The sequence below is a fragment of the Burkholderia metallica genome, assembly GCF_902832845.1.
Classification (GTDB): Bacteria; Pseudomonadota; Gammaproteobacteria; order Burkholderiales; family Burkholderiaceae; genus Burkholderia; species Burkholderia metallica.
This window is the reverse complement of sequence record NZ_CADFDB010000015.1, coordinates 52,932-78,848: the sequence shown is the minus strand read 5'-3', so window position 1 is coordinate 78,848 and position 25,917 is coordinate 52,932. Positions and strand designations below refer to the sequence as shown.

26 protein-coding genes are annotated in these 25,917 nt (G+C 61.4%); 25 read left to right on the top strand and 1 reads right to left on the bottom strand.

Annotated elements, in window-relative coordinates:
* Positions 1-24 precede the first annotated feature (24 nt).
* From HWX08_RS30830 to HWX08_RS30750, 17 genes are all read left to right on the top strand, one after another.
* Positions 25-999 carry a DsbC family protein gene (locus tag HWX08_RS30830; protein ID WP_226237368.1) on the top strand — a complete coding sequence of 325 codons (975 nt, stop codon included), beginning with the start codon at positions 25-27 and terminating at the stop codon, positions 997-999.
* Between the two features lie 2 nt (positions 1,000-1,001).
* Entirely contained in the window at positions 1,002-1,682 is a 681-nt protein-coding gene (traV, locus tag HWX08_RS30825) for a type IV conjugative transfer system lipoprotein TraV (protein ID WP_058904068.1), read from the top strand.
* 14 nt (positions 1,683-1,696) lie between these two features.
* Positions 1,697-4,291 (top strand): type IV secretion system protein TraC, encoded by a 2,595-nt coding sequence (traC, locus tag HWX08_RS30820; protein WP_058904067.1) that lies wholly within the window; start codon positions 1,697-1,699, stop codon positions 4,289-4,291.
* 2 nt (positions 4,292-4,293) lie between these two features.
* On the top strand, positions 4,294-4,662 hold the full coding sequence (locus tag HWX08_RS30815; protein WP_226194324.1) for a TrbI F-type domain-containing protein: 369 nt from the start codon (positions 4,294-4,296) through the stop codon (positions 4,660-4,662).
* A 214-nt stretch (positions 4,663-4,876) separates the two neighbouring features.
* Positions 4,877-5,386 (top strand): S26 family signal peptidase, encoded by a 510-nt coding sequence (locus tag HWX08_RS30810; protein WP_077175806.1) that lies wholly within the window; start codon positions 4,877-4,879, stop codon positions 5,384-5,386.
* Positions 5,387-5,636: 250 nt separating this feature from the next.
* A complete protein-coding gene (traW, locus tag HWX08_RS30805; RefSeq protein WP_058904065.1) occupies positions 5,637-6,278 on the top strand; it encodes a type-F conjugative transfer system protein TraW in 642 nt (213 codons plus the stop codon).
* A gap of 46 nt (positions 6,279-6,324) precedes the next feature.
* Positions 6,325-7,017 (top strand): hypothetical protein, encoded by a 693-nt coding sequence (locus tag HWX08_RS30800; protein ID WP_058904064.1) that lies wholly within the window; start codon positions 6,325-6,327, stop codon positions 7,015-7,017.
* A 35-nt stretch (positions 7,018-7,052) separates the two neighbouring features.
* Positions 7,053-8,045 (top strand): conjugal transfer pilus assembly protein TraU, encoded by a 993-nt coding sequence (traU, locus tag HWX08_RS30795; protein ID WP_230205789.1) that lies wholly within the window; start codon positions 7,053-7,055, stop codon positions 8,043-8,045.
* Positions 8,042-8,830, top strand: a complete 789-nt coding sequence (trbC, locus tag HWX08_RS30790; protein WP_058904062.1) for a type-F conjugative transfer system pilin assembly protein TrbC — start codon at positions 8,042-8,044, stop codon at positions 8,828-8,830. Before traU ends, trbC begins: the two co-directional genes overlap by 4 nt.
* Positions 8,827-10,116, top strand: a complete 1,290-nt coding sequence (locus HWX08_RS30785) for a hypothetical protein (RefSeq protein ID WP_077021558.1) — start codon at positions 8,827-8,829, stop codon at positions 10,114-10,116. Before trbC ends, HWX08_RS30785 begins: the two co-directional genes overlap by 4 nt.
* On the top strand, positions 10,113-11,393 hold the full coding sequence (locus tag HWX08_RS30780; RefSeq protein WP_058904060.1) for a conjugal transfer protein TraN: 1,281 nt from the start codon (positions 10,113-10,115) through the stop codon (positions 11,391-11,393). Before HWX08_RS30785 ends, HWX08_RS30780 begins: the two co-directional genes overlap by 4 nt.
* The gene (locus HWX08_RS30775; protein WP_058904059.1) at positions 11,390-11,782 is read left to right on the top strand and encodes a hypothetical protein; all 393 of its coding nucleotides are present in this window, start codon (positions 11,390-11,392) and stop codon (positions 11,780-11,782) included. Before HWX08_RS30780 ends, HWX08_RS30775 begins: the two co-directional genes overlap by 4 nt.
* A 57-nt stretch (positions 11,783-11,839) precedes the next feature.
* Positions 11,840-12,340, top strand: a complete 501-nt coding sequence (locus HWX08_RS30770; RefSeq protein ID WP_058904058.1) for a hypothetical protein — start codon at positions 11,840-11,842, stop codon at positions 12,338-12,340.
* Complete coding sequence (locus HWX08_RS30765; protein ID WP_058904057.1) at positions 12,337-13,302, top strand: hypothetical protein; 966 nt, start codon at positions 12,337-12,339, stop codon at positions 13,300-13,302. Before HWX08_RS30770 ends, HWX08_RS30765 begins: the two co-directional genes overlap by 4 nt.
* Entirely contained in the window at positions 13,299-14,108 is an 810-nt protein-coding gene (locus tag HWX08_RS30760; protein ID WP_058904056.1) for a conjugal transfer protein TraF, read from the top strand. Before HWX08_RS30765 ends, HWX08_RS30760 begins: the two co-directional genes overlap by 4 nt.
* Positions 14,108-15,553 carry a conjugal transfer protein TraH gene (locus tag HWX08_RS30755; protein ID WP_058904055.1) on the top strand — a complete coding sequence of 482 codons (1,446 nt, stop codon included), beginning with the start codon at positions 14,108-14,110 and terminating at the stop codon, positions 15,551-15,553. The genes HWX08_RS30760 and HWX08_RS30755 overlap by 1 nt, the downstream gene beginning before the upstream one ends.
* Positions 15,550-19,491 carry a conjugal transfer protein TraG N-terminal domain-containing protein gene (locus HWX08_RS30750; RefSeq protein ID WP_058904054.1) on the top strand — a complete coding sequence of 1,314 codons (3,942 nt, stop codon included), beginning with the start codon at positions 15,550-15,552 and terminating at the stop codon, positions 19,489-19,491. Before HWX08_RS30755 ends, HWX08_RS30750 begins: the two co-directional genes overlap by 4 nt.
* A 37-nt stretch (positions 19,492-19,528) precedes the next feature.
* Here HWX08_RS30750 and HWX08_RS30745 read toward each other — a convergent pair whose 3' ends face one another.
* Positions 19,529-19,921 carry a hypothetical protein gene (locus tag HWX08_RS30745; protein ID WP_077021555.1) on the bottom strand — a complete coding sequence of 131 codons (393 nt, stop codon included), beginning with the start codon at positions 19,919-19,921 and terminating at the stop codon, positions 19,529-19,531.
* A 263-nt stretch (positions 19,922-20,184) separates the two neighbouring features.
* On the opposite strand from HWX08_RS30745, the gene HWX08_RS30740 reads away from it, so the two are divergent.
* The 8 genes from HWX08_RS30740 (at position 20,185) to HWX08_RS30705 (ending at position 25,618) form a co-directional block, all read left to right on the top strand.
* Complete coding sequence (locus HWX08_RS30740; protein WP_058904052.1) at positions 20,185-20,811, top strand: phospholipase D family nuclease; 627 nt, start codon at positions 20,185-20,187, stop codon at positions 20,809-20,811.
* A 44-nt stretch (positions 20,812-20,855) separates the two neighbouring features.
* On the top strand, positions 20,856-21,104 hold the full coding sequence (locus HWX08_RS30735; RefSeq protein ID WP_077021554.1) for a hypothetical protein: 249 nt from the start codon (positions 20,856-20,858) through the stop codon (positions 21,102-21,104).
* Positions 21,105-21,118: 14 nt separating this feature from the next.
* Positions 21,119-23,098, top strand: coding sequence for a zeta toxin family protein (locus tag HWX08_RS30730; protein WP_077021553.1), 1,980 nt, complete (start codon positions 21,119-21,121; stop codon positions 23,096-23,098).
* Between the two features lie 8 nt (positions 23,099-23,106).
* The gene (locus HWX08_RS30725) at positions 23,107-23,523 is read left to right on the top strand and encodes a hypothetical protein (RefSeq protein ID WP_058904050.1); all 417 of its coding nucleotides are present in this window, start codon (positions 23,107-23,109) and stop codon (positions 23,521-23,523) included.
* Positions 23,524-23,577: 54 nt separating this feature from the next.
* Entirely contained in the window at positions 23,578-23,976 is a 399-nt protein-coding gene (bamE, locus tag HWX08_RS30720) for an outer membrane protein assembly factor BamE domain-containing protein (RefSeq protein WP_058904131.1), read from the top strand.
* Positions 23,977-24,102: 126 nt separating this feature from the next.
* Positions 24,103-24,612, top strand: a complete 510-nt coding sequence (locus HWX08_RS30715; RefSeq protein WP_058904049.1) for a hypothetical protein — start codon at positions 24,103-24,105, stop codon at positions 24,610-24,612.
* 104 nt (positions 24,613-24,716) lie between these two features.
* Positions 24,717-25,136, top strand: a complete 420-nt coding sequence (locus tag HWX08_RS30710) for a hypothetical protein (RefSeq protein ID WP_058904048.1) — start codon at positions 24,717-24,719, stop codon at positions 25,134-25,136.
* Entirely contained in the window at positions 25,133-25,618 is a 486-nt protein-coding gene (locus HWX08_RS30705; protein ID WP_244110387.1) for a protein-disulfide reductase DsbD N-terminal domain-containing protein, read from the top strand. Before HWX08_RS30710 ends, HWX08_RS30705 begins: the two co-directional genes overlap by 4 nt.
* Positions 25,619-25,917: the final 299 nt, after the last annotated feature.

Below are 25,917 nucleotides of genomic sequence, written 5' to 3'. Positions count from 1 at the left end.
CAAGATCAAGTGTCGCGACCGCACGTGGTTGACCCCTCTTCCCTCGTCGGCACCCACGTTCGTCGGCGGCACCTTTTCCTCAACATGCTCAACGATCCAATGAAACAGGCCAAATTCACTTTCGCTCTTCTGATGACGACGTGCATCGCGTGGGGTTGCACCACCCAAGGTACGTCCACCGTGCCGGCGCACGTCGCCGGGCCAAGCTCTGAAGTCGGTGTCACGGCGTCCGCCGCTCAAGGTGCCACGCCGCAGATAAACCCGGCCGATCCGAACGTTGATCCGGGGGTTGCTGCGCTCAAGGCAGCGCTCCATGCACGCTACCCGGCGACCCAGTTTCGCGAGGTCGCCGCCACGCCGTCGGCCGGCATCTATGAGGTCGTGATGGGTAACAAGGTTGCCTACACGGACGTCACCGGGCGGTACTTCCTGTTTGGCCACCTCTTCGACATGGTGACGCAACAGGATCTGACCGTGCCGCTCGAGCAAGCACTGCAGAAGGTGCGGTTCCCGGCCGACCGGCTTCAGGACGCGTTCGTCGAGGTTCATGGTACCGGCCGCCGCAAGCTCGCGATCTTCGACGATCCTGATTGTCCCTACTGCCTCGCCTTGGAGGACGACCTCTCCAAGCTCAAGGACGTCACGATCTACCGATTCATGTATCCGCTCGAATCGATCCATCCGCGGGCCCGCGCGCATTCCATAGCGATCTGGTGCGCCGAGGACAGGCTTGCCACTTGGCACGCGTGGATGCCCCTCGCATTGTCGCGCTGGATGCGCGATCAGGGATCGGCTGCGACTGGCGGCGCTGGCAAGAAACCTGCACCGCCGCGCGTCGAGCCGAAGCTCGTGTCGTGCGCAAATCCCATTGACGCGAACGAAGCGCTGGCCGCAAGCATGGGCATTTCTGGCACGCCGGCACTTGTGAGCGAGGATGGGCGGGTGCTGCCTGGCGCAGCCAGCGCCGAAGCAATCGATCAATGGCTCGGAGCGAAGTGACCATGAACAGCAAGATCAATCTCGTCACGCTTTACGCGGTTCTCGGTCTGACCGGTTGCAGCTTCAGCGGATACGACGCGAGTTCGCAATTCGCCTGCAAGGCGCCCGAAGGCGTGCTTTGCAGCAGCATGTCTGGCATCTATGCCAATGCGATGGCGCATAACCTGCCCGATCAGCGCGTTCATACACGCGCCGGCGCGACGACGAATATCGCACTCGGCAACTATGCCGGAGATCCCGGCACGACATCGAGCGCATCGGGTGCTCCGGTCAGTGCCAGTTCACGCCCCTTCGTTGGCGCCGCCGGGATTCTCCCGAAAGCGCTCGATAGCGGGGCTCCGGTTCACACGGCTTCGCGCGAGATGCGCATCTGGTTCGCGCCGTGGCAAGACGCGGACTCCGACTTGCACGATCAGGAGTACGTCTATCTGATCATCGATCCTGGCCACTGGTCTATCGCGCACAACCAGCAGCGCATCCAGGCCGCGTTCCGGCCGGTGATGCCGCCGACACCTGCGCCGGATGTTGGCAGCAGCGGCAGCAAGGCAGCTATCCCTAGCTCCAACACCGATTCGACGTCGGGTTCGATCTCGAGTGCCGATCGGGTCATGCAGGGAATTCTCACGCCCGCCGGCGCAGTCGACCGTGCAGCGGCTGCGATGCCTGCAGCGACGGACCACTGATTCGGGAGCCATCGATGAGCACCTTGCAGGCCTGGATCGATGACGCGAAATCGCTCGCGCGAACAGCGATCAGCGAAGCAATTCTCGGCACCGAGGATGATCTTGGACCGCCCGCCCCCGTTGCCGCGGACCAGCGGCGCATCGAGACCGTCGGACTTCATAACCTGCTGCCGTATGACCAGTACGACCCCGCCACCGAGCTCTACTACAACACGGATTCGGTTGGCTTCGTGCTCGCGGTTGCACCGCAGACCGGCGCCGACGCGGAGTTGACCCGCAGTCTCCACGGCCTATATGACTCAGTTCCTGCTGGCTATGGGCTCCAATGGATGCTGCTGGGCGACCCCATCATCGAGGAGTCGTTGAACGCCTACGTCGATCTTCGGCGCGAGTACGCCGAAGCGGGACGTGCACCGTCGTTCTATCTGGAACAGGCGGAGCGCCGCGCCGCGTTCATCCGCGGCAAACTCGGCCAGCCGCTGTTTCTTGGCCAAAACTACTCGATCACGGACAAGCGGCTGTTGCTGTCGATCGTGCGCAAGGGTTCGCTCGACGATCTGAAGCTGATCGAAGAAATCCAGAATGTTCGGGACGTCGTCGCTGCGACGTTGAGCTCCGCAAGCCTGGCAAGCCGTACCGCCGAGCCCAACGATCTGCTGCGCTTTCTCTGGCCGATCCTCAACCCCGGTGCGTTCTTTGGCGATGGGGCTGAAACGATCGATCAGACGTACAGCGACGACAAGCCCATACGTGACCAACTGACGGCTTTCGGTCACCACATGCGTGTGAAGGCGAAGCATTTGCTTTATGGAGTGCCGCCCGAGGATGCCGACGAGCCCGACGCACGCATCGCCGTGCGCAGCTTCGGCGTCCATCAGTATCCGAGTAGCAAAGAGCTGTGGGAGATGAACAACATCGTCGGCTCGCTCTTCAACGATGTCCATCAATACCCCTGCCCGTACCTGATCACGCTCGGCGTCCTTCTTCTCGATCAGACTGCCGTCGAGACACGGGCCGCTTTGCGTAGCGCTCGCGCGACACAGAACGCCGAGTCTAAGATCGCGAAGCTGCAGCCGGAACTTGCCCTGCAGAACAGGGACTGGAAGGCCGTCTCGATGCAGCTCACGCAAGGCGGCTCGATGTGTGAGCTCTATCACACGCTGACGCTCTTCGCCCCGCGCAAGAAAATCGAGCAGTGTGTGGCGGCCGCGAAGGGGATCTGGCGCTCGGAGCGCTTCAAGCTGTTCCCGATGCTGACCCAGCAGCTCACAACATTCCTGTCGGCGCTGCCCATGATGCTGACAAGCGACATGCGGGACGACCTCAAGAAGTTTCGGTTGATCACTACCAAGACCACCGTGAACGCGACCGATATGGCGCCAGTGCTCGGCGAGTGGTCGGGTACCAATGGACGAGCCAACCTGCTCTTTTTTGGGCGCCGCGGTACGCCCGCGCTCGTAGACATCTATTCGAGCGGGACGAATTACAACGGCTTCGTTGATGGTACTTCTGGGGCCGGTAAATCGGTGCTCTTGAACGAGATCATCGCAGCGTTTCGCTCGGTCGGTGGAATCGTGCGGATCTGCGACGTGGGCTACTCGTATGAAAAGCAGATCGACATGGGTGACGGGCAGTACATCGACTTCAAGCCTGGGTCGCGAATCGTCATCAATGCGTTTTCCACTGCTGGCATCGATACCGAAAATGGCCTCGATAGCGAGGTGAAATTCATCCGGCCGATTATCGCGCGCATGGTATCGCCGACCGCTCCTATCACCCCGTTCGAGGGCGCGTTGCTCGATGTCGCAGTGCGCATCGTATGGAAGGACTACGGCCAGGAAGGTAGTCCCACGTTAGTGCGAGACGCCCTGCTGAGCCTGAAGGACCAGAACGGGCAACCCGAGCGCATCGCGTACGAGCTTGCCGTGCGTCTCGAACCGTTCTGCAAGGGGGGTGTCTACGGCGACTACGTCAACGGGCGCACCAACGTGCGACTCGACAACGAAGTGGTCGGACTTGAACTCGAGCACCTCAACAGCGATCCCCAGCTGCGCACGGTGATCATGCTCGGCCTGACCAATCAGGTCACCAACGAAATGTACCGCTTTGACCGGTCGCGGCCGAAGCTGTTCCTGCAGGACGAGGGCTGGCAGATCGTCGGTGACGATCAAGAATCGGCCGACTTCATGGAAGAAGGGTATCGGCGTGCGCGCAAGTACGAAGGCAGCTTCTTTTTCGCGACGCAGGGGATCACCGATGCAGGGATGAACAAGGCAACGCAGGCCGCCTTCGACAACTCCGCATGGAAGTTCCACCTCAAGCAAAGCGACGACACGCTCAAGAAGATCGAGAAGGGTGATGTGATGGATCTTTCACCGGGGTTGAAGCGCATGTTGAAGTCGCTGCGTCCGGTGCCGGGTCGCTATAGCGAGTTCGTCCTTGTCGACCCGAACGGGGGCACGCACCTGCTGCGCCATATCCCCGACGAATTCACGTTGGCCATGGCAACCACCAAGGGGCCCGACTACGAATTCATGGAGCAGTTGCGTACCACCGGGACCTCCACCGAGGACGCTATCCGCGCCCTGATCCAAGCCAAACGGAAATGAACATGCGACACGACCTCGTACTCACCGGCCTTATCTCGATCGGCGCCTCGTTGTTGCTAGGCTCCCCGCTCGTCTACTTCTGGACGCAACGCGAAAAAGTTGCGCCGGTCGTCGTGGTCGACGTGCAGAAGCTCATCAGCGATGAGCAAGAAGCGTTGCTGAAAACCTTCAACAACGGCGATCCCGTCCATATGACGGACGACGCGAAGAACAAGGCGACCCAACACGCCGGCGATTACGCAAAGCGCCTGTCGGCCGCACTGGACCAGCTCGGTGCGCAGTGTGGCTGCGTGGTGATCAACAAAGCTGCCGTGCTCGCAGGTGATGCGCCCGATCTCACGGACCTGATCGCCAAGAGGATCGCCAAATGACTCGTCTCCGGTTGATGGTGCCGCCCCGGCTTTCGGCGCGCACGCGTGGAATAGGAACGGCGGGAGAGCGATTCGCGCCGACCGACGTTGGCGATTATCTGGCCGCCTCGACCAGTACTGGTGCGGCGGTACTTGCAAACGTAACGACGCATGTCGTCTTTTGCCGATCGGCGTGCGGGATGGCTGCAAAGGCCGACCTGCGCGGAGATGAACAGTGATCGCGCTCGTCGCCTACTCCAGCGGCCTGGCTCGCTATCGACGGTTTGTTCGTACCGTCGTCGCCCTGACGATCGTGGCGGCCGTCGCATGGGGCCTCACGCCCTGGTATGGGCTGACGTTCAACATGTCGACCAGTCTGCCGGGGACGCTCTACTTTATCCGCAAGGGCCCCTGTCGGCCGCGCCTCGGCGACACCATCGCATTTCGATGGCACGGGGGGGCGACCTACCCCGCAGGACTGACCTTCATCAAACACGTGGCTGGTCTGCCTGGCGATGTCGTGCGCGTGATTGGCCGGAATGTCTGGGTCAATGAGACCTATATCGGCTATGCGAAGCCACTCTCACTTGCAGGGATGGCGCTGTTTCCGACCGAGGACGGTGTGATTCCACCCAGACACTACTTTGTTGCCACGCCGAGCCCTGACAGCCTCGATTCGCGGTACTCGATCGTCGGCACCGTTCCCCAGTACGCAATTGTCGGGGAGGCCTATGAAATTTTTTGACCAATGCCGTGTCCTCAGCACCTCGGCCGGCGCTTCGACTGGAGGCTCAGATGGTTCTGATGATGGCGTTCGGCTTGTTGATATTGGCCGTGTGGATGAGCGTGGCTCTGCTCTTTCTAGGAGTGGGGCTCCTGGCGGCCTACTTTATCGGCATGTTGTTGGAACGCCTCTTGTATTTGTCTTCGAAATGCTGGGCCCGGAGATAAGGCGAGCTGGCTCCCTTGGTGTCGGCCCGCAACTACGGCCGCGTGTGCGACGCACAGCAGTCGCATGGACCTCGGCATTGCTGCTGGCGGTATGTCCACTTTCCGCTATCGCTGAGGACTTGGGTGTCGTTGGCCCGACGTATCCGATTGCAGAGCACGACGCGATTGCGATGCTGAAGCATCGTCTGGTTGAACTGCAAGCCAATGGCGGGCTGGCGGCCATCGAGCGCCGCGCACGTCAGCGCGCGCTGCATGACATCACGTCCCTGCCACCAGTGCCGGGAATTTCGACCGTTAGCGAGTACTCGAGTCGGCTGATTGATCCGACGGTGACCTACGCAAAACCCGTCACCAATGATGAGGGTGCCGTGATCGTCGCAGCCGGCACGCGTATCAATCCGCTTGACATTGTGACGCTGCACGAGCGCCTGGTGTTCTTCGACGGCCGTGATGCGTCGCAGGTAAAGGCGGTCCAGGCCCTCGCGGCCCGCTCCGGCGATTCAATCAAACCGATCCTGACCGCTGGCTCGTGGCTTGAGCTGACGAAGTCGTGGAAACGGCAAGTGTATTTCGATCAGCAGGGGCGACTTAGCCAGCGTTTCGGGATCACCCGCGTGCCGGCCGTGATCAGCCAGCGCGGTAACCAGCTACTTCTTGAGGAAGAGCCCGCGGCTCAGCTGCGTTGACGCTTCGACGAAACCACCTGTTACCTCCCAATCTACCGGAATCGCGATGAACAACTATGACCGTCTGGACTTCTCTGTCGCCCCGGCCGTTATCGACGGCGTTGAGAAAAACTCGGCCGACGACCGCGCTGCTGCTCTTCAGCACTTCACTGTGACAGGCGAGCCGACGCGGTATGTCGTCGACGTCACGAATGATCAGGTCGTGGTTTCAGGAAAGGGTGTGCTCGCAACTTACTACTGGCGCGCGAGCCCCTACGACAGCAGGGTCGCTCGGCTTTCCATTCAACCTGTCCGCCAGATCGTAGGAGACAGCAGCGGGGAAAGCTTTCGTGTTGTGGCGGGTGCTGTAGACGATGTACATCGTCCTCCTGCTGTCCTCGCCGACCATCTGAGCGAGGTCGAAGCTGTCGAGCTGATCGGTCTCATCGAGACGGGTGTGAAGGCGGCCCTCGGTATCGGCGTTGTGCCGACCCATGCCGTCCAGCTGGATGTGCCCGTTCCCCTCTCTGGCACCGTCGAGCAGGCTCGTCGTTCGATCAGTTCGAAGTTGCTCGACATCCTGGCCACGGCGACGTCACGCGTGGTCTGGGTAATCGCTTGGGGCGTAGCCGGTGCTGCGACCGGCGGTGTTGCGGTGGTCCTCCTGCCAATCGTCTACCGCCTTGGCCATCACGTCGGCGCACACCTGGTCGATTTTGCCTTCGATGTGTATCCGGCATTGCGGGAGCTGCTTTCGTGAACATACGCCATCTCCCTCGCCGCTGGATTTTCGCGATCGCGCTGGTTGCCAGCTGCGTCTCGTTCTCGGCGCCGGCCGATGCGGGTCAGTGTGTCGGTCGATTCGCCAATCCGATCACGGATATCTGCTGGGAATGCGCATTCCCGATGGCCATCGGTAGCGTCACGTTCCTCAATATGGGGCAGGACGACACTCCGAACCCGGGCGGATTCCTTTGCTTCTGCAACGGCACGTTCGGCGTCAAGTTCAGCTTCTGGGAGCCGATCCGGCGCGTCGACGTCACGCGCTCGCCATACTGCTTCGTGTCGCTCGGCGGGATCTCGCTGAACCCAGGCATCCACGCGCCGGAGGGCGAGGTGCGCGAGCAGAAGGACGATACCAAACAGAGCTTCTATCAGGTCCACTGGTACACCGATCCGGTCATGTACTACACCGAGATCCTGCTCGACGATCCATGCATGGAGACGGGCAGTTTCGACATGGCGTACATGACCGAAGTCGATCCGACCTGGAGCGACGACGATCTCACCATGCTCCTCGAGCCGGAGACTTACCTGTTCGGCAGTCCGATTGCCCAGGCCGCGTGCGCAGGTGACTGTGTGCTATCGAGCCTCGGTTTCGGGAGCAACCTACTCTTCTGGTGCGCGGGCTGCAACGGCTCGATCTATCCCTTCAACGGTCACGTCCAGGCGCATGTGTCCGCCATCCAGGCGTCGTCGCTGCTGGTCGAGCGGATGACCGCAAAGTTGCATCGCGAAGGCTTGATGTGGGGCACGACAGGTGACGGCGCGATGTGTGGCTACTACCTGCAGCCCGTGATGGACAAGACCCAATACAAGTACACGATGCTCTACCCCGTTGCGCAAACCGACCAGATAAATGGTCAGTGCTGTCAGCCGTATGGCCGCACGTCGGCGCTCTGGGGTGCCGGAAAAATGATCCCGTACACGGGAGAGGACTTCGCGTACGAGATCTTCCGCAAGCGCAACTGCTGCATGGGCGCCAACCTGGGAGATCTCCCGCAATGACACGTCTCCTTCCCTCCTTGGCGGCCGCGGGCACGATCGGGCTAGCTACCATGTCGGTGTCGGCCCAGACCGTCTCGAACGACGCGCTTGCGCGCGAGCAGCAACAGATCGATACGACGCGCCGAGCGACCTTCGATGCGGCAGCCAGCGGCACCGCGCGCTATCGCGGCGCGATGCCATCGTCGGATGCGATTGACGCCGAGATGCGCCGTATCCAGGGCAATCGCGAACGGCAAATGGATCAGGCGGCAGCAAAGGCGGCTCACGATGGCAACGCGTTCCCGAACCTGCCTACGCCGGCGGCGGCCGCCGCCGGTGCAGATCCTCTCGCCGTTGCGAAAAGGTATGAAAGCCGTACGCAGCGCCGTGTAACGGACACCTTCGTCGCGTTTGCGAGCTTCTCCATGCCCGCTGCCTCGCTCGTACGCCTGGTGAAGACAATGAATCAGGCCGGCGGCACTGTGGTGTTCCGGGGCTTCAAGAACGACTCGCTGAAGGCGACGGCCGCTGAGATGCAGCGGCTGGGGATTGCGTCCGGCGGCATCGTCGTCAACCCGAAGGCGTTCACGCAGTATCGCATCGCCCGCGTGCCCGCCTATGTCGTCACACGCGGTGGAGATGCCAACAGTCAGGTCGACAGCAGCGGATGTGCGCTGCCGGCGTCGTACGTCTCCTTGTCGGGCGACGTGACGCCCGCGTACGCCCTCCGCCAGATCGTCGATCACAGCCCTACCTACGCGGGGATCGCCGAGCGATATCTCCGTGCACTGGGGGATGTCGAATGAACGGAATGCGGGCAACCCTGCGCCGAAGCGCACCACTGGCCATCGCGGCCGTCCTGGCTGCGGTCGCCGTGTGCGCTGCTGCGGACGCCCCATCTACCGGGTCTGCGTTTACTGAAGGCCAGTCGTTCGGTAAGTCAGGAATGAACGCGGCTCACGGAAGCATCAGTGGCGGTGGCTCGAACGTGCCGAACTACACGAACCAGGACGGCGAGCTGACGCCGCTGTATGGCGGTGGGCAGGGCAGTCTCGGGCCCGCCGGATCCGGCAAGGAAGCGGATTGCTCGACGCAGCCAGCCAATCCAAGCGCCTACTGGCGTCAGGAATGCGATGCCGTGAATTACCTCGCGAAGAAGCCGCCCAATCGCATGCCGATCACCGCGAGCGATCCGATTGTGACCGGGAGCAAGGGGACCATCAATAACCCCGGCTCTACGACTAGTTCGCAGGACTGCCACAACGTGACGTCGACCGTGCCAGCAACCTACCGGAAGGAAACCTGCGAGCAGGCGGTGGGTACACAAACATATACGTGCAACCGCATCAACGATCCGGTCTGCACCGAACCCTACCAGGGCTGCGCTGCCGGCGGAGTCGTCGAGGGAAGTTTCAACGGCGGGTTTGCCTCGCGCCTGGCATCGAACTCTGCTCTCTGGAACTTCGGCGCGGACACGGGTTATCACGACAACTCGGGCTACAACGGACTTACCGTGTCCGGCTCGATGAGCTTCAGCGTACAGAACCTTGGTCAGATCGGTACCGCAGTCATCAGCCAGATCACGGCAAACAATACGCTGCGCAGCGTCGACATCAACGGCGTAACGGTCTACACCGATGCGCCGGACGGCGGTCGCATTCTCCAATGTGGGGAGGCGACGCTGCCGGCGTCGGCCGGCGGGATTGATGGACGGCAGACTACTGGCTATCTTGCCGCCGCTTCGCCTGGTGTGACCTTCGCTCACAATTTGGTTTACAACGGCATTCGGAGCGTGTGCTCGGATAAAACTGCGTTCACGGCAGACGGCGGCCTCACGGAGTATCGACCGTTCTTCACATTCGGTAGCGAGTACGAGGGGAACCCCTCGACCATTGCGCCCAACACCGATATCCGCTCGTATCTGCATGAGGGCGTCAATACCGTCGAAATTCAAGCGGCGATAGGTGGGTACGGTTTCCAAGGCGGTGGGCAGGCTCGAGTTCAGCTGACGCTGAACCAGATCTGCACCGCGACTTGCACGCCGAACTGGATCAACCAGTGCAGCTCGTTCGAACAGCGGGCGGCACAATGAAGATCCGCGCTCTCACGTTCGCCACGCGTGCGTTCAGCTTCGTCGGCAGTGTAATGACGGCCACCCTGCTCGCCGCGCCGGTAGCGTATGCCGCGCCAACCTGCCAGCGTACAGGTTCAACCTGCATCGAGCCGGCCGGCACACGTGTCATCAACGGGATTCCGCTCTACCAGGATTGCTGGAATTACCAGGATACCTACGAATGCCAAGCCGCTTCCACCGTTAACGACTGCACGCCATTGCAGCAGCAAGGCTGCGGCCTAGTGAACCAGCAGTGTGTGTCGTACAACGACGCGGTGCCGGGAAGCTGCGACACGATGCAGTACACGTACCAGTGTCTCGATACCCCGGCGCACACAACGACCGTCACCCAATGCACGAACACGATGTGCGCACCGGGTGCCGGATGCTTCTCGTCGAGTAGTGGTGCGGACGGCGCGCTCGGCAAGGTCGTAGCAGGGCTGGAAACCGGGCGCGAAGCCGGCGCCTACGGTGTCGGTGGCGGGAACGTGAACATTTTCAAAGGCTACGACAGCAGCTGCTCGATCAAGGTGCTGGGCGGCCTCGAAATCAAGAGCTGCTGCACCAGCAACGGCGGCGGTGCAGCTTACTCGAACAACGCGATTGGAAGCGCCGCAGTTAGCGCTGGATTGTCGGTTGCCGGAACAGCGGCCAAGCAAGGCATCGCGTTAGGCTCGAAATATGTCTTTGACCAACTGTACGAAACGGTCGATAGCTCCATCGTGAACTCCGGTCTCCTGCAGATGGGTGCATGGGCCGATAGGGCGCTGTCTACCTCCGGCACCTTTGGTGCCTACGGCTTCCAGTTCTCGTTCTCCCTGACCAACGGCGTTCAACTGGCCGACTTCAATCCGTACGTATTCGCGGCCGAGATCGCTGCGCAGCTGATCCAGATGTGGCTCGCCTGTTCCCCCGACGAGCAGGTGCTCAGTCTGAAGCGTGGCCAGAATCTCTGTGTCCAGTACAACCAGGGCTGCTCCAAGCGCGTGCTCGGCGTGTGCGTCGAGGAAAAGAAGAGCTACTGCTGTTTCAACTCGCTGATCGCGAAGCTTGTCAACCAGCAAGGCAAGGCGCAACTCGGCATCCCGTTTGCCGGTTGCGGTGGCTTCACGGCCGACCAACTCCAGCGTATCGACTTTTCGAATATCGACTTTACCGAGTTCGTCAATTCGATCCAGTCCAAGGCCGTCGACGAGGATGCGATTCTGCAGCGCGTGCGGCAATCGATCGGAAGCGGAAAAGGGGTATCCCAATGAAGCGCCTTGTCTCCGCAGCGTTTGCTACTGCGATTTTTGCGCTGCCGGTCGCGGCTTTCGCCGGCAGCTACGACGACTTCAGTGCAGTTCTCATCGATGCGATTGATCACGGGTCAGCGTTTGGCGCGCTGCGTGGACCCGTTGCGGGTTCCCTCATCACCAAGTTGCACGCCAACGGCCCGGTCTACGTCACGGCTCGCCCGGTCGGCGACTTGCCGCGGCCTGGCTGCAAGCGTCTGGACGTTCTGTTCGACGTACGCGGCGTCCAGACCGAGGCGGGCGAAACCAGCGGGCGCCTGGACGTGAAGATGAACTACTGCCGCGATCGAATCCCGCCGATCGGCTTGACGCCGGCGGCGCCGTCGCAACCCGCGGGAGATACACCGTGACGCAGCACCGCCCACTGGTTGCAGATTTCAAAACCCTCACGACGCAGGAGCGTTGAAATGTCCATCGAAAGCATGTTTCCCCCTTCGCGTTCCCGCTCGGACTGGGTCCAGGCGCTGCGGGACAGCCTTCCCTGCTACGTGCGGCGCCTCTTCGTGGCCTTCGTCATTGTGCCGGCGGCCTTCCCAGTTGCTGGGCTCGCAGTGCTCAATCTCGGGTCGTTCACTGGTATGGCAAAGACCGTGCTCGAACAGGCTGCTGGAAGCGGCACGAATCCGGACACGATCCGACTGCGGACATGCACCGATACGGCCGCTCGCCACGCGCCGTCGGCCGCCATTTGTATGCACTGGCGCACTGATGACGTGCCCATCGCGACGCTTGCCCCTCAGGTTGGTCACGGCTTGTTCGTCACTTGGCTCGTTGCTGCCGCCATTACGCTTGCTGCGGACCTCGTCTGGTCTGCGCCCTCGCCTCTCGCACTGCGCAGACAACTCGACTCGATCGGACGGCAGCGTGCCGAACGTAGCAACGCAAGCCGCGAAGGAGAGGCGAAGTGAGACTGCAGATCACGATCACCAGCATGAGCGCCGCGCCGGCGCCCGACTTGCCGAGCCATCTTTTTGCTGGCGCCGGCAGTGACCGGGCGACCTTCCGGGTAACGCGCGGCGCCGCACCGTCGCGCGAAGCCATTTCCGTGTTGCTCGAGGACGCCATCGCAGATGTTTGCGTGACGAACTACGATCAGGCGACGGGGCAAGGCAGCTTCGTAGTTGTCGACGGACCGGCGCCGGCGGCCGGTACGACGATCGAGCTCGATGACGACGCGGTCGCGGATACGGTCGACTTGTCTGATCGGACGACCCCCAGCTCGGGGGTGCCAATCCAACGACCCACGATCGAACAGTTTTACGACATGCTCGATCGGCACGACTGGTTTTTCGGTTACTCGGACGATTCCCGGGTATATCGGTACGGAAGCGACAACCTCGAACGGCTGAAGGAAATTGCAGGTTCCCTCGGCGGCGACCATGCCGCGCTTCTCGCAGCTTTCGAAAGGCATCACTTCTCCGGTGCGCCATGGTCGACCCCTAAGTGGGACAAGCCGGCTCGGCCCGCGAGCGGTGTCGTCAATATCCCGACGGCACCCTCGCCGGCGTCGACAGAACCGAGCCAGCAGCAAGATGGCCGATTTTCTGCCGAACTGCGTCACGTGCAGCACGACCACGACTTGCGCGAGTTTGCTGCATATCAGCGACATTGCATTTCGAACGTAGTTGACGCGGCTTTCGCCTGGCGGAACGCACGTCGTGCGTTTATGGGCGCTGCGGCGGTGTTGCACAAGCCCAGGGTTCGAAGTCAATTCCTTTGGATTCTCGGAGGGAGGCGGCGTCAATCCGATGCAGCCGAACAGGTCAAAGCCGCGCAGTCTTTGGGTTTCGCGGAAGTGCAACTCGAGCAGGCACTCGGGCAATTGATGGACGCCGGCTATCACGTCGACGCGCAGCGGAGCCAGCCATGAGCGCATCCCGAGGCTTCCGGCTCGCGGTAGCGATCCTGCTTCCCGCAGCGCTACTGGCGTCGCCGATCGTGGACGCTGACGGGTTGGACTACAAGTCCGCCTGGAGCTGCGACGGGCAGGAAAAATTCAACTGGTACTGCGATGACGACAAGCCTGCGGCGCCGGCGGGTGCGAGCGCGGCCAAACCGGCCGATTCCGACGACTTCGACCAGATCAAGTCGGCCGATGAGATGCGCGAGGCACTGAAGCACCGACTCGACGTCGCGAACATGGACCCGACGCCCGAGCACATCAAGGAGTACATCAAGCTCTGGGAGTACGTCCAGCAAAAGAGCGCGGTCTTTGCCGACCAATGGCGCCGGGTTGTGTGGCAGAACCCGAGTCTCGATTACTCGCTCAAGCGTCCGACTAACAACGTCGCTGTCCATACCTACGACCGGACCCGGGATTCGGACCAGGACGGGCAGCTGCGTGCGCTCGCGCAGAAGCATGGCCTGATTTTCTTCTTCCGCTCGGACTGCCCGTATTGCCACGCGATGGCCCCGACGATTGTGCTGCTCGCGCAGCGCTATGGCATCGACGTGTTGCCCGTTTCGCTGGACGGTCGGGGCATTGGTGAGTTTCCGAACCCGACGCCTGACCATGGGCAGGCGTCGGTCTGGGGCGTCCAGCAGGTGCCCGCCCTCTTCATCGCATCGAAAGAGACGGGCGATCACGCAATGATCGGCTCGGGAACGATGTCCCTCCAGGACATCATCGATCGTATCTTCGTTCTCACTGCCTCGCAGCCTGGGGAGCTCTTCTGATGAAACCGACACGCTGGATTGCCGCACTGACGGCTGCAGTGTTTGCCATCGCCCCAGTCTGTTCGAGCGCGATGTCGATGCAGCAGGTCTTCGACTCGATCAACGCCATGGGCAACGTATCGAGCCCGCGTGCGTTGCAGGGCGAGACGATGGATATGTACAGCGGCGGAAGCGTGTTCATGCGTACGCCACACAAGACTTACCAGCTCGCGAGTGTCACCGCCCCGGAATGGGGCGCCGGTTGCGGCGGGATCGACCTGTTTGCCGGCGGGTTCAGCTTTATCAATAAAGAGCAGTTTGTTGCGCTGCTGCGCAACATCGGCTCGAACGCCTTGGGCTACGCATTCAAGCTTGCCCTCCAGAACCTCTGCCCAACCTGCGACAACGTCATGCAGTCGCTGCAGACCATCGCCCGCGACGTCAACCGGATGAACATCGACTCGTGCCAGGCCGCTGAGGGCATCGTCAATGCGGTGACGCCTGTTGCATGGAAAAAAGAGCAGGCGAACTTGGCCGACACGCTCGGGCCATTCACGAACCTGTATTCGGATATGACCGATGCCTGGACAAATACCGGAAACAGCTCGGCGCAAGCGGCGCAGACGATCAATACGGCCACCGCATCGGATTCCAATCTCGCGGCCAAGCAGCCGTACGGCAACGTGACGTGGCAGGCGCTGCAGCAGCTGCCGGACCTGAGCACGTCGGATCGGGAATTCCTGATGTCGCTGGTGGGGACGGTCATTTTTCCCGACCCGTCGGATTCGGGCGGCACGGAGGTGAATCCTGTCTTCCTGCCGCGAATCGGCAGCCTCACGGTGCAGGAATTGGTCGGTAACGATCCTGCCGCGAACTCCGGCACCACGATCCAAGTGTACGTGTGCGACGAAACGACGAAGTGCTTGAATCCGTCAGTGCAGGAAATTGGCTACACCCCCTTCCGTACGCTCGTACAGCAGAAGCTGCAGGTGATTACGGACGCGATCGCCTCGCGCTCCGCGATCCCGAATCCGGCGGACACGTTTCGGTTTTTGAGCATGACCGACCTGCCGGTCTACAAAATGATCGCGGTCGGCACGCGCCTGAACAATTCGTCTCTGGCCGACCAACTGTTGAGTACCTACCAGTCGCTGATCGCAGCCAAGTATGCCGAAGCCTACATCCATGGATCCGCTGAAGATCTTCGACGAGCAATCGCGCGATACGGGACGGTGAAATCCAGCACGTCGCTGCTCGACGAGGCCACAAAGCTCAACACCAACATCGACACGGTCGAATCGGAAGCACGCAGTGTCGTCATGCAAGCCTTCAGCCAGACGTCGAACGCGTGGCAGCTGGTTGAGCAGCTCCAATCGATCGAGCGTGCGGTACACGCGAATGTGTCGTCGTCGCTTCGAAACTCGTTGGCGTTTGGCCAGACGTTGAACGGCGGGAGCACTCAATGAACATGGAAATCGACACCTATGGAAACGTCGATACCTTGTACTACGTCATGCAGGGTATTGCGTCTTTCATGGGCAGCGGCACCTGGACAGGTCTCATCCGTTACACGCTGTTGTGCGGGGTGGTGATCTGGACGATTGTCGCGCTCGGTCGGAAAGGCTATGAGATCTTCCGCTGGTTCGCCGCCGCAATGCTGATGACGCAGCTGCTGTTGCTGCCGGTTGAAAACGTGTTCATCACCGACGTCAACAACGTGCAGCCTACTCGCGAGGTGGACCACGTCCCGGTGTATCTCGCCGCGGTTGCCCAGAGCTTCACGCTTATCTCTCGAGTGCTGACACAGTCGTACGAAACGATTTTTTCGGTGCCGGATACGCTCACCCTGAAAAAGGGCGATGTGGGTTTCGGAATCTCAGTGCTTCAGAAGGTGAACAAGGCTGAAATCACCGATCCGGGGCTGCACGCCGACCTTATCCAGTTCTTCAAGGAGTGCACGGTCTACGACATCCAGGACGGCGCGATTGATCCGCGGACGATTATGAACGGCACGGACCCGTTCAATACGGTGTTCACGTCGACCAGCCCGGCACGGTACGTGACAACCAACACCCTCACCGCGAATCCTACGACGGACACCTGCTCAGCGACCGGAACCTTGCTGCTGCTGCGCGTACAGGATGCGGAGCAAGCAGCCGAGCAAATGTATGGCAGCGAGATGTATCCGGAGATCGCCGATCCGTCCATGGCGAAGGCGGAATTTGTCAACGCGATCGGCGATTCGTACGGCTTCATCCTCCAATCGTCGCAGAACGCGTCATCGGCGCTGCGACAGGCAATGTTCAACAACGTGTGGCGTCAGGCGGGCGCCGAGCTTCCCGCGATGCTGAGCGATCCGGCGCGCGTCGCCGAGGTCAATGCGTTGATGAGCTCGGCTCAGGCTGCAGTGGCGACGAACGGTTCGCTTGCCTCCATGGCGATTCTGGCGAAGAACACGCTGCCGACTGTTCGCAACTATGCCGAAGCGATCGTCTATGCGGTTTTCCCGCTCATTCTGGTGCTCTGCCTGATCAGCGGCGCTGACGGCGCCAAGCGAATCCTTGCGATGTACGCGAAGACGGTGGCGTGGGTATCTATCTGGCCGGTGCTCTTCGCGGTAATCAACGGGCTGTCCCTGATTCACCTCAGCCATGAGATGCGCTCGATGTCGTTGCAGGCCGGCGTCCCGTTCGGGATGGCGGCGAAGTTCGGCCAGACGTTGCTCGACGAGCAGGCGCTGCTTGGATACATGGTGATTATTACGCCGCCCCTTGCCTGGATGTTGCTGAACTTCGCGTCGGCCGGCGTTGTAGGTGCATTCTCTCAACTGAGTGGCGCGTTGACCGGGTCTGCTCAGCAGATCGGTGGCCAGCAGGCGCAGGGCGACGAAAACATCGGCAACGTGCACATGGATTCGTCGTCGATCGATAACGCGTCGCGCAACGTGACCTCAGCGAACAAGTACGACAACACCGTGCAATCGCGCACCGGGTCGATGAACGTCGATACCGGGACCGGCTCGGCCTTTACGAATTTCGCCAATGGCCTAATCGCTCGCACCGAGTTTCAAAACAGCCTCGGCGTTTCAGCAACTTCCCAGGACGCATTCGAGCGGTCGCTCGGCACCGACACCTCGACGGGTGTCGCGGCAAACCGAACAAATTCCACGTTCGCTGGGCGGGAGCAGCTTGCGTCCAGCACGAATAGCGTCTCGAGCAGCCAGGAGCGTGGAAGCACGCAGCGCCTGTCCGACGATTCCAGCTCAGGTACGCGGGCCTCGTCTAGCCAAACAGGTGAGCGGCGAACCGCACATGATCAGCAATATGCGATAGATCAGTCGCACTCCGTCGACGGCACAACTTCTGCAGGCGCCAAAGGCTCGATCATGCTTGGTGGCGGCTTTGCCAAATCGTTTGGCGATGATGGTGCGCCGGCCGGCAACGCTGGCAGTGGAGGCGGCGGCTCAGCCGGTGGTAGCAGGCGTGGACCTTCCGGCAATGGTCGGCAAGGAAGTAGCAATCCAATCTCGAACTCGCCTCTTTTCAACCAAGCAGAAGAAGACAAACTCGCTCGCAAAGCCGAGTCACTTGGCAAATCGCCGAATGAAGTCCAAGCGATTCGGGATGCGTATCGATCGAAGGTGCGAGCTGCGGACTATGCAAATGGCGGTGGCACGGGGAAAGGGCAGTCGAGTCTGAAGTTCGGTCTCGATGTCTCGGGTGAAGGTGGATATACGAAGTCTTGGCGGAATTCAGACGCACAAAGATTCGTTGATCAAAACAGTAGTTTGGCTGCCTACACCGAGAGCGATCTGGTCTCTCACGAAGGCTCGCAAATGCACAATGACTCCACCGGAATGGAGTCCGGGCAGCACGTTCGCAGCGACCGTTCCGCCTCTCTGACGGACCAGGTTTCATCTGGCTCTCGTGTTGCAGCGGATCTCACTCGCAGCGCAGACGTGCGCCAGCGCGGATCGACGCAAGTTGTTTCGCGCGTAGATACCTCGACCAACCTGATGACGCCTGAGAACCTGCAGGCCGTCGCTGCGCGCAACGGTATGCGATACAGCCAGCTGATGACGCTGCCCTCTCCGCAGATCGCTCAGTTGGTCGCCCAAGATGCAGCGATGCGCGACATCGTTTCGCGCAACTCGACGTTGCCGACCACGGCTCGTGATGGGTCCGCTCTCCCTGCGAGCGGGATCGACGTCGTTCGCCAGGACCAACGCAACCAGTCTGGTGTTGGTGGAAGTGCGCCCGCGTCGTTCCAGCGATTTGCAGGAGCGGTTGGACCAGTGGATACGAAACCCCTGGATGTTGCGACGCCGATGCCCCAAATCGTGACCGACGCCCAGCAGCGTGTGGAGGTTATGCAGCAACGGGTGGCAAGCGAGTCCGCCGCGCCGATCAAGCAGGTGCATGACCACATCGATCCGTCGGCTGACAACAAGCCGCTCATGACGCCCGAGCGGGCGCCGGGCCGCTCGCTTTCCTCTCCGCCGGCGGCGACCCCAGCTTCCGATAGCAAGGGGCCCCTTTCGGCATGGGTGACCTCGATTCAGCCGACCGGGCCGGTTGAAACAACGTCCACCTCGGCACCTATTGAAAACTTTCTGCATCCGCGAACGACGGGAAATGGCCCGACTCTTGAAGCCGCTCGAGCGGCGGGAACAGGCACGGATTCGCCCGCCAATCAACCGCGCCTGTCCGAATCTGACTTCAGGATCGTGACTCTGCCGGCCGGCAATGACCACATGTCATATCGGCAGAGCGATCGTCGAGCGCCCGATGCTCTTGACGGGACATACAGCCGACCGTCTCCAGAGCTATCCAGCCCTGATCAAGAAGCTGTAGCGCGATCCGTCGAACCGATGCGGGATCACCGAATGGTCGACGATGGAAGTCAGGGACGTGGCGTGCCGACCGCTTCAATGAAGCGCAGCGGCGGGGTCTCCGTCGTGGCTCCGCGAACGACGGCCGTTAACTCCGGCTCGCGAGTCGACAACGTCACGCCTGCTAATGCTGGTCCAGTGGGGACTACGCCGGCGCCTACTGCACCTGGAACAGCTGCCCGGAGCAGTTTGACGTCTGGTGGCGTCGGCCTCCCAACCGTCGGGTCACAAGTCGGCGGTGTTGAAAGAAAGATCGAGATCGATCGTGCGCCGGCCGGGCCATCTGCTGCTGGGGCTGTCTCGCCTACGACACCTTCGCCGTACCCCGATCCCGCAATCGCCGGAAGCGACGCACTGGTTCCGAGCGACGAGTCGGCGACCAGCGGCGCCGCCACTTCCCCGAGCGCTCTGGTCTCGCCGACTCGACTAGGGCGCGGTTCAGCCGATGACGAACGGGGAGTCAAGTCGATCCCACGCGCGGACGTTGCAAACGACGATCCCAAGAACCAATGAAAAAGGGGCCTCGCGGCCCCTGACGGTAGTACATCAATCAATGACGCCAATCGCTATGACTCATCTGATTTCTTTGGTCTCTCCAGAACCAATCGTTAGAGAGGTCGCTGCTTGCATTGTTGCTCGAGCGAGCCGTGTTCCAGCCGTCATCAAAGTGCGTACCGGTCATGATGAGATGGCCAAACTTGACTGCAGCTCCCAATTGAGCGAGCACGCCGACGATGCAGGAAAAGAGCGCACCAAAAGCCAAAATGGCGAAGGGCAGCTGCATGACTGTAACCACGACGGCCGAAATCAGCAGCGTGGCCAGATAGCCCCACATGATCTTCCTGTAAATGATTCGGCCGCTTCGCGAAGCGATAAACGACGTGAAAACCGAGAAAATCACTGCCGCCATTACCGCCATGAAATTCGCAAGTACGTAATCCATGATAAGCGTCCCCGTACGCAATTAGTATTGACGTTACGCCTGATTTGGCGTACTGGCAAGTTAATCCTTGATGACGTAATTCGTCGTGGTGTCAATTCATTTACGTCTTTAATTAGCGCGATCTCGACGGTGAGTCGAGTGCGTCTGACCGCGCTCACGTTTCCTGCCCTGATTCTTGCCGCTTGTGCCTCGCCGCACGGTGACGATGCCTGCGCCCGCTCCTATTCCGCGAGCGGACACACCTCCCACGTCGGGAGGTCGGCATGAAGTTTCTCCTCTTCCTCGCGCTCGCGGCCGGTGTCGGCTACTACGTGCTGCATGACGGCCCAACGCCGGATTTCGGCAATTTGTCGTCGTCCGTTGGGCATTATGCGAGCGCTCTGAAACACCCGGCCGAAAACGCCTCACATTCGGAAAGCACCGGCTCTGGCGATCGCGCCTCCGTGCAATTCGCCACTTCGCCAGACGGCCAGGCCGAGGCCCTCGTGCTGAGCGTGATCGATACCGCGCAGTCGGAGCTCGACGTCGCCGCTTACGAGCTCACCAATCGTCGCATCGTTACCCACCTGATCGAGCGCGCCCACGCTGGTGTGCAGGTTCGTGTTGTCCTCGACCGCTCGCAGCTTGACGGCCGCGGCTCGAAGCTCGCGGATCTCGTCGCGGCCGGAATACCGGTTCGTATCGACATGGCCGTACCGCTCATGCACGACAAGTTCATCGTCGCTGATAGCGATACGACCCAGACAGGCTCGATGAACTACACGCAGGCCGGCGCCAACCACAACGCAGAAAACGTCCTCGTCATCTGGCATCACGCCACGGTCGCCGCAGCCGTGCGCAGCGCGTGGACGCGGCTATGGAATGAATCGAAGCCTTACCCAGGGGTTTGACCCAGGAAGCACGCGCGCAAGCTTAATTTTTTCAGGAGAACACGATGCCTCATGTCGATTACGAAGTCGCCTGCCAAACGATCGGGCAACTGATCGCCCACTATGTCGCCGTCATCGCTGAAGAGGAGTCGCGGTCGGAGCCGGATGCGGAGTGCGTCGCGATAGCGGACGCAGAACGCAAGACTCTGGTTGCCGCTCGCGATGCGCTGCATCCGGATGATGCGGTCGCGATCGCTCGTGCACTGGACGTCTACGGCCTGCGTGTTCGTCGATTGAACCTCGGTCACGCCTGACTCCGGAGCCCATCATGGACAATTTTCCGGATGTCGTGATGCAGCGCGCGTATGCGCGCGTGGAGCGCGAGGCGATTGACGGCAGTCGCGAGCAGGCTGAACCGAAGGCGATCCTCATCGGCGGCCAGCCCGGTGCCGGCAAGACAGCCCTCGCGCGTCAGGCGATGGGGGAACTCAACGAACGCGGTGGTGCCGTTTTGATCGACGCGGATCGCATGAGGGAGAACTTGCCGCAGTACAGCCGGCTTCTTCGCGAAGATCCGCGACACGCGGCTGACTTGACGCATGCCGACGCCGGTCGATGGGCTGGCCGGCTAACCACGGCCGCATCCGACGCGCGGCGTGATCTTGTGGTCGACGGGACGATGCGCAACCCCGATAGCCTGCGCAATCTGACACGGCGGCTCAAGGAGCGCGGCTACACGCTGGAGGTTCGGGGCGTCGCTATGCCCGCCGAGGTGTCGCTCACACGTGCGCAGATGCGTACCGAGCGAGAAATCGCGACGACGGGCGCGGGGCGGGTTGTCAATCCCGAGCAGCACGACCAGGCGTATGTCGGCATGGTCGAGACGGTCGCGTTGCTCGAGCGAGAGAAGGCAGTGGATCGAATCTTGATCCTCGATCGGCATCACCGCGAGGTCTACCGCAACGAACTGCATCAGGGTGAATGGCGGGAGCCGCAAGTGGCCGCCGCGTCGATCGTGCATGAGCGCGAGCGTCCGATGACCCGCGACGAGATTGCCCATCACGTTCAAATGCTCGATGACATTCGTGACGCTCGTACAGGGCGAGGTGCGCCGGCACCGGAGATTGCCGACATCTCGCTGCGTCGTGAACAGGCGCTACGCGTCCGGGAGAGGGATGCGCAAGCACTGGCCAACGGGGCGTCTGCGGATGCGCGGCCGGCGCCGGAGCGTGGCTTGCGCGACGTCCTCCGGTCAATGACCCGTGACGTGCCGAACCTCGGTGGCCGCTTCCCCGATCCGGTCGCCGAGGAAATCGCCGCGTCGCGTCATCTGCCCGCGCTCGAGGCCAGGCTTCGCTCGCACGGGATGACTTACCTGACACCGCTGGACGCCGGCGCGTCGTCGGTCGTGCTGGCGGCCGACGACAAGCATGTGGTGCGGCTCGGTACCGGCGATCTTGCCGTTCGGCCAAAAATTCCCGAGGTCTTGCAGCCGGTGGCGAGCGGCACCGAAGGCAATCTGCGATACGAAATCATGCCCCGCGCCGAAATGCGAGGCGTGACATCGGCCGACGTCGCGCGCACCGCCGATGCGCTTCGTCAGCGCGGTTACCACTGGGGCGATCAGGGCGTCGACAATCTGGGCATCGTGGACGGTCGTGTGGTAGTCGTCGATCCGGATGGCATAGAGCCGGTACGCGAACGGGCCATTCTGCCGCCTGCACACCAACCGGATCAGGCAAAGACGGAGGTCGAAGTCGATACGGCGCGCGCGCCGCGCCGGCGTACCGTTGACCACGCACGCGACGCGGAGCGCGGCCGTGCGTTCGACACGCTGGGCCGTGACCAGGCGCTCGCCCTCTTCCCCGAGCTCGACGCGGCCTACCACCACCTCGAAACGCGGACCTCGATCAGCACGGTTCCCCACAGCGAACTCGAACGCGCCAACCTGTCCGAGCAGATCCATCGCGGCCAGCTACCCGAGGGTGACGTGCCGGACGATGTTTCGCGCCGGGCGATCGGCCTTGCGGGCGATCACCACAACCTGATTTTGCGCGATGCGCAGCAGCTGGAGCGCCACTACCGCGGCGAGGTGCTCGCCAACTCGACGCACCACTCGCTGGTCAAGATCGGTCAGACCGTCGGCATCGTCTATCCGCGCGATCGATTGTCCCGCGACGTGGAGGTCGGCGAGCAGGTCGCGATTCAGTATTCGCCAGATAGCGCGCTGCACCAGGTCAAGGAGCGCGATCGCGAAGCAGAACGCGCAGACCGATCACACGACCACCAGCTTTCTATCGAGCGATAGGGGCCGCCATGTCTATTTTCAATCGCCCCCGCCGTGCGCGTCCCGTTCCACATTTTACGCGGCTCTATCTGGCCGAACGTCGACACATTCGCCGTCGGCTGTGGACCAGTCCGAGACTGCTGCGTACCGAAGCCGATTGGGCGACACGTTACGTCGTGCAGTGGCTCGCGCTGTGCTGGTTGGCATGGGCTCCGGCGTTGTTGCTCTGGGGGCGACTGATCTCCAACGGGTTCCACCTGGACTACCCGATCGTCGTCGAGCCGCGCGCGTCGCTGCCGATGTACGCGTTCGCCGGCCTCGTCGCTTCGCTGTTCTACGCGTGGTGGCGACCGTACATCAGCTACGTCGAGTTGCAGGTCAGGCGCCACATGGACGACTGGTACCGCGCTGTATGTGAAGCAGAGCGATCCGGCCGCCTGTATTAGCCCAGCAACGAATCACCGCCATTTTTGACTGTTGATCACACCAAGAGGATGACCATGAAATTCACGAAGAACACGCTCCTGATCGTCGCCTTGTCGGGCACTGCGTTACTTGTCGGTTGCGCGACCACTGGCAACGAGCACCTCGAATCCGCAACGCAATCAAGCGTTCAGGCCCAAATCCAGCAGGGCAAGAGCACGAAGCAGGATGTTCAGGATGCTTTCGGTTCACCGAACAAGACGACGTTCACCGATTCGGGTCTCGAGATCTGGACATACGAGCTGGCTCACGCCACGCCGCACGCTATCAACTTCGTGCCGATCGTCGGTGCGTTTGCACATGGCGCTGACGTGCGGAAGAAGACGTTGACCGTGCTGTTCGATGACAGCGGCGTCGTCAAGAAATACACGTTTGCCGAGACCACCGACGTGGCCAAGGGAGGCATCGGCCAGTAGCGCTTACCCGACCGCAATTTAGTGGCGGGAAGGTGCCATTCCTTACCTTGCGCCTTCCCTTTGACGCCAGCCGGCTCGCCGGCTGGTCTTTTTCCCCGATCTCGCGTTTCAGAAGAGACACCAGTAATGAATCGATATCGCGCATCTTTCGCCGAGCGCCGGCGAGCCGCCGCCTCGATCACATGGCCTGACGGCACGCTGATCCTGACCAATCCTGATCCCGCTGCTCAACGCAAGCTGAAAGGCGTGGTGGTCGCGATGGCGACGGCGGCTTGCCTGTTCTCCGTCACCGGCACGAACGGGCCCTTGCAGTCTTGGGCTCGCTCGCGCGACTACCTCGACATGCGACCTGCGATGGAGTCCGCGTTTAAAGGCGGGAATCGTTCTGCCGGTACGTGGCTTGCCGTTCATTTCAATCGGGACTATCCGAGTTTGCTTCAGGCGGAGTCGGACGCCGGCGAGCCGACAGCGATGTACCTCGTTGCTCGTACGCGCCTACAAAAGCACGCGGATTTAGGCGGTCCGATGGCAGTGGCCGATGCGGATCGGGAGATCGGTATGCGACTCATGCGTCAAGCCGCTGCGGCCGGCAGTCAGGACGCTCTGCGTTATTTGATCAGCGTGTCGACGAACTGAACGCCACGATGGAATCCGACAAATACGCGGCATGTAATGGAGAAAGCTGTATGCATTCGCGTCCCCTCCCTCACCCTCCCGTTCATCGTCGACATGTGGGAATCATGCTAACGGTGTTGGCGCTCGTTACCTGGCTGTTGATTGCGCCCATTGCTTACGTTGATGCGCTCGGATTCTGGAATAGCACGGAACCCTTGTTCATCGCGGCGTTTGTTACGACGTCAATGTTCTTGCCGGCTTTACGCTCGACGCGCACGCGACCGGGCACATGGAGCGCACTCCGTCGTGCGCAACGCGGTTTGCGCAGTTTCGGCATGTTTGTCTATCTGATTTGCATGCTGTTGATGATCATGATCGTCTGGAACTTCGACTCGCCGGCGGCCGGATTGGTCGAATCGGCTTTCGACTTGTGTTTCGACGGGATGGTCGCGGGCGCGACGCTGTACTTCTGGAGCTTACTGGCGCTGCCCGTCTTGCATGGGCTCGCTCGTGCCGAATTGGCGTGGAAGCAGCGAGGCGCATGATGACTGCTCGAACCCGAGTTCTACGCCGTTTCGTCGTGGCCGTGTCGTTGGCATTGCTTGCATGGATCCTGAACGGTGTCCTCGCTTGCCCCGCATACGCCGAGCAGTTTCTCTCGCCGGAGCAAGCTTTCCGAGTTCGCATGACCGAAGAACCTGGCGCGGTTGTCCTCCATTTTGCGATCGCCGACGGCTATCGACTTTACGGCGATCGCTTCCGGGTCGCGAGTGATGACGGTCGGGCGCACCTCGGTGCAATTCAGCACGGTACTGGCAAGGTCGTCGCTGATCCGAGCGCAGGACATCCGGTGGAGGTGTTCGAGCGCGAAGTGACGTTGCGTGTGCCGGTCAATGCTCGCGAGATGTTCGGTCTCACGGTGACTTATCAAGGCTGCGCAATCAACCAGATCTGCTATCCGCCGATGCAGCGCACTTTTCCGGTGATTGCTGCTGCACTGCTGTCGCAGTCGGAGGCGTCGCGATGACGGTCGCCCTTTCTCCCTTCGCGCGGGCACTCAAGGTGCGTGTCCCGTACGCCTATGCGGTCTGTACGACAGACCCCGGTTCGCCAGAGTGGTTCAGCCACCACCGTGCGGCTCAGCACGACGCGATAGCACCCACTCGAGCGTGCGTTGGCGTCCACGACGGGGAATTCCCTCCCCTGACTGCCGATATCCCGATGCTGCGAGACGCCTTCGAGGGTGCCGTGCTCGAGATTCACCAAAGGCAGCACCGTCGGATCGCCGGCGATGTTGCCGAAACAAACCCCTCTGTTCCCGGAATC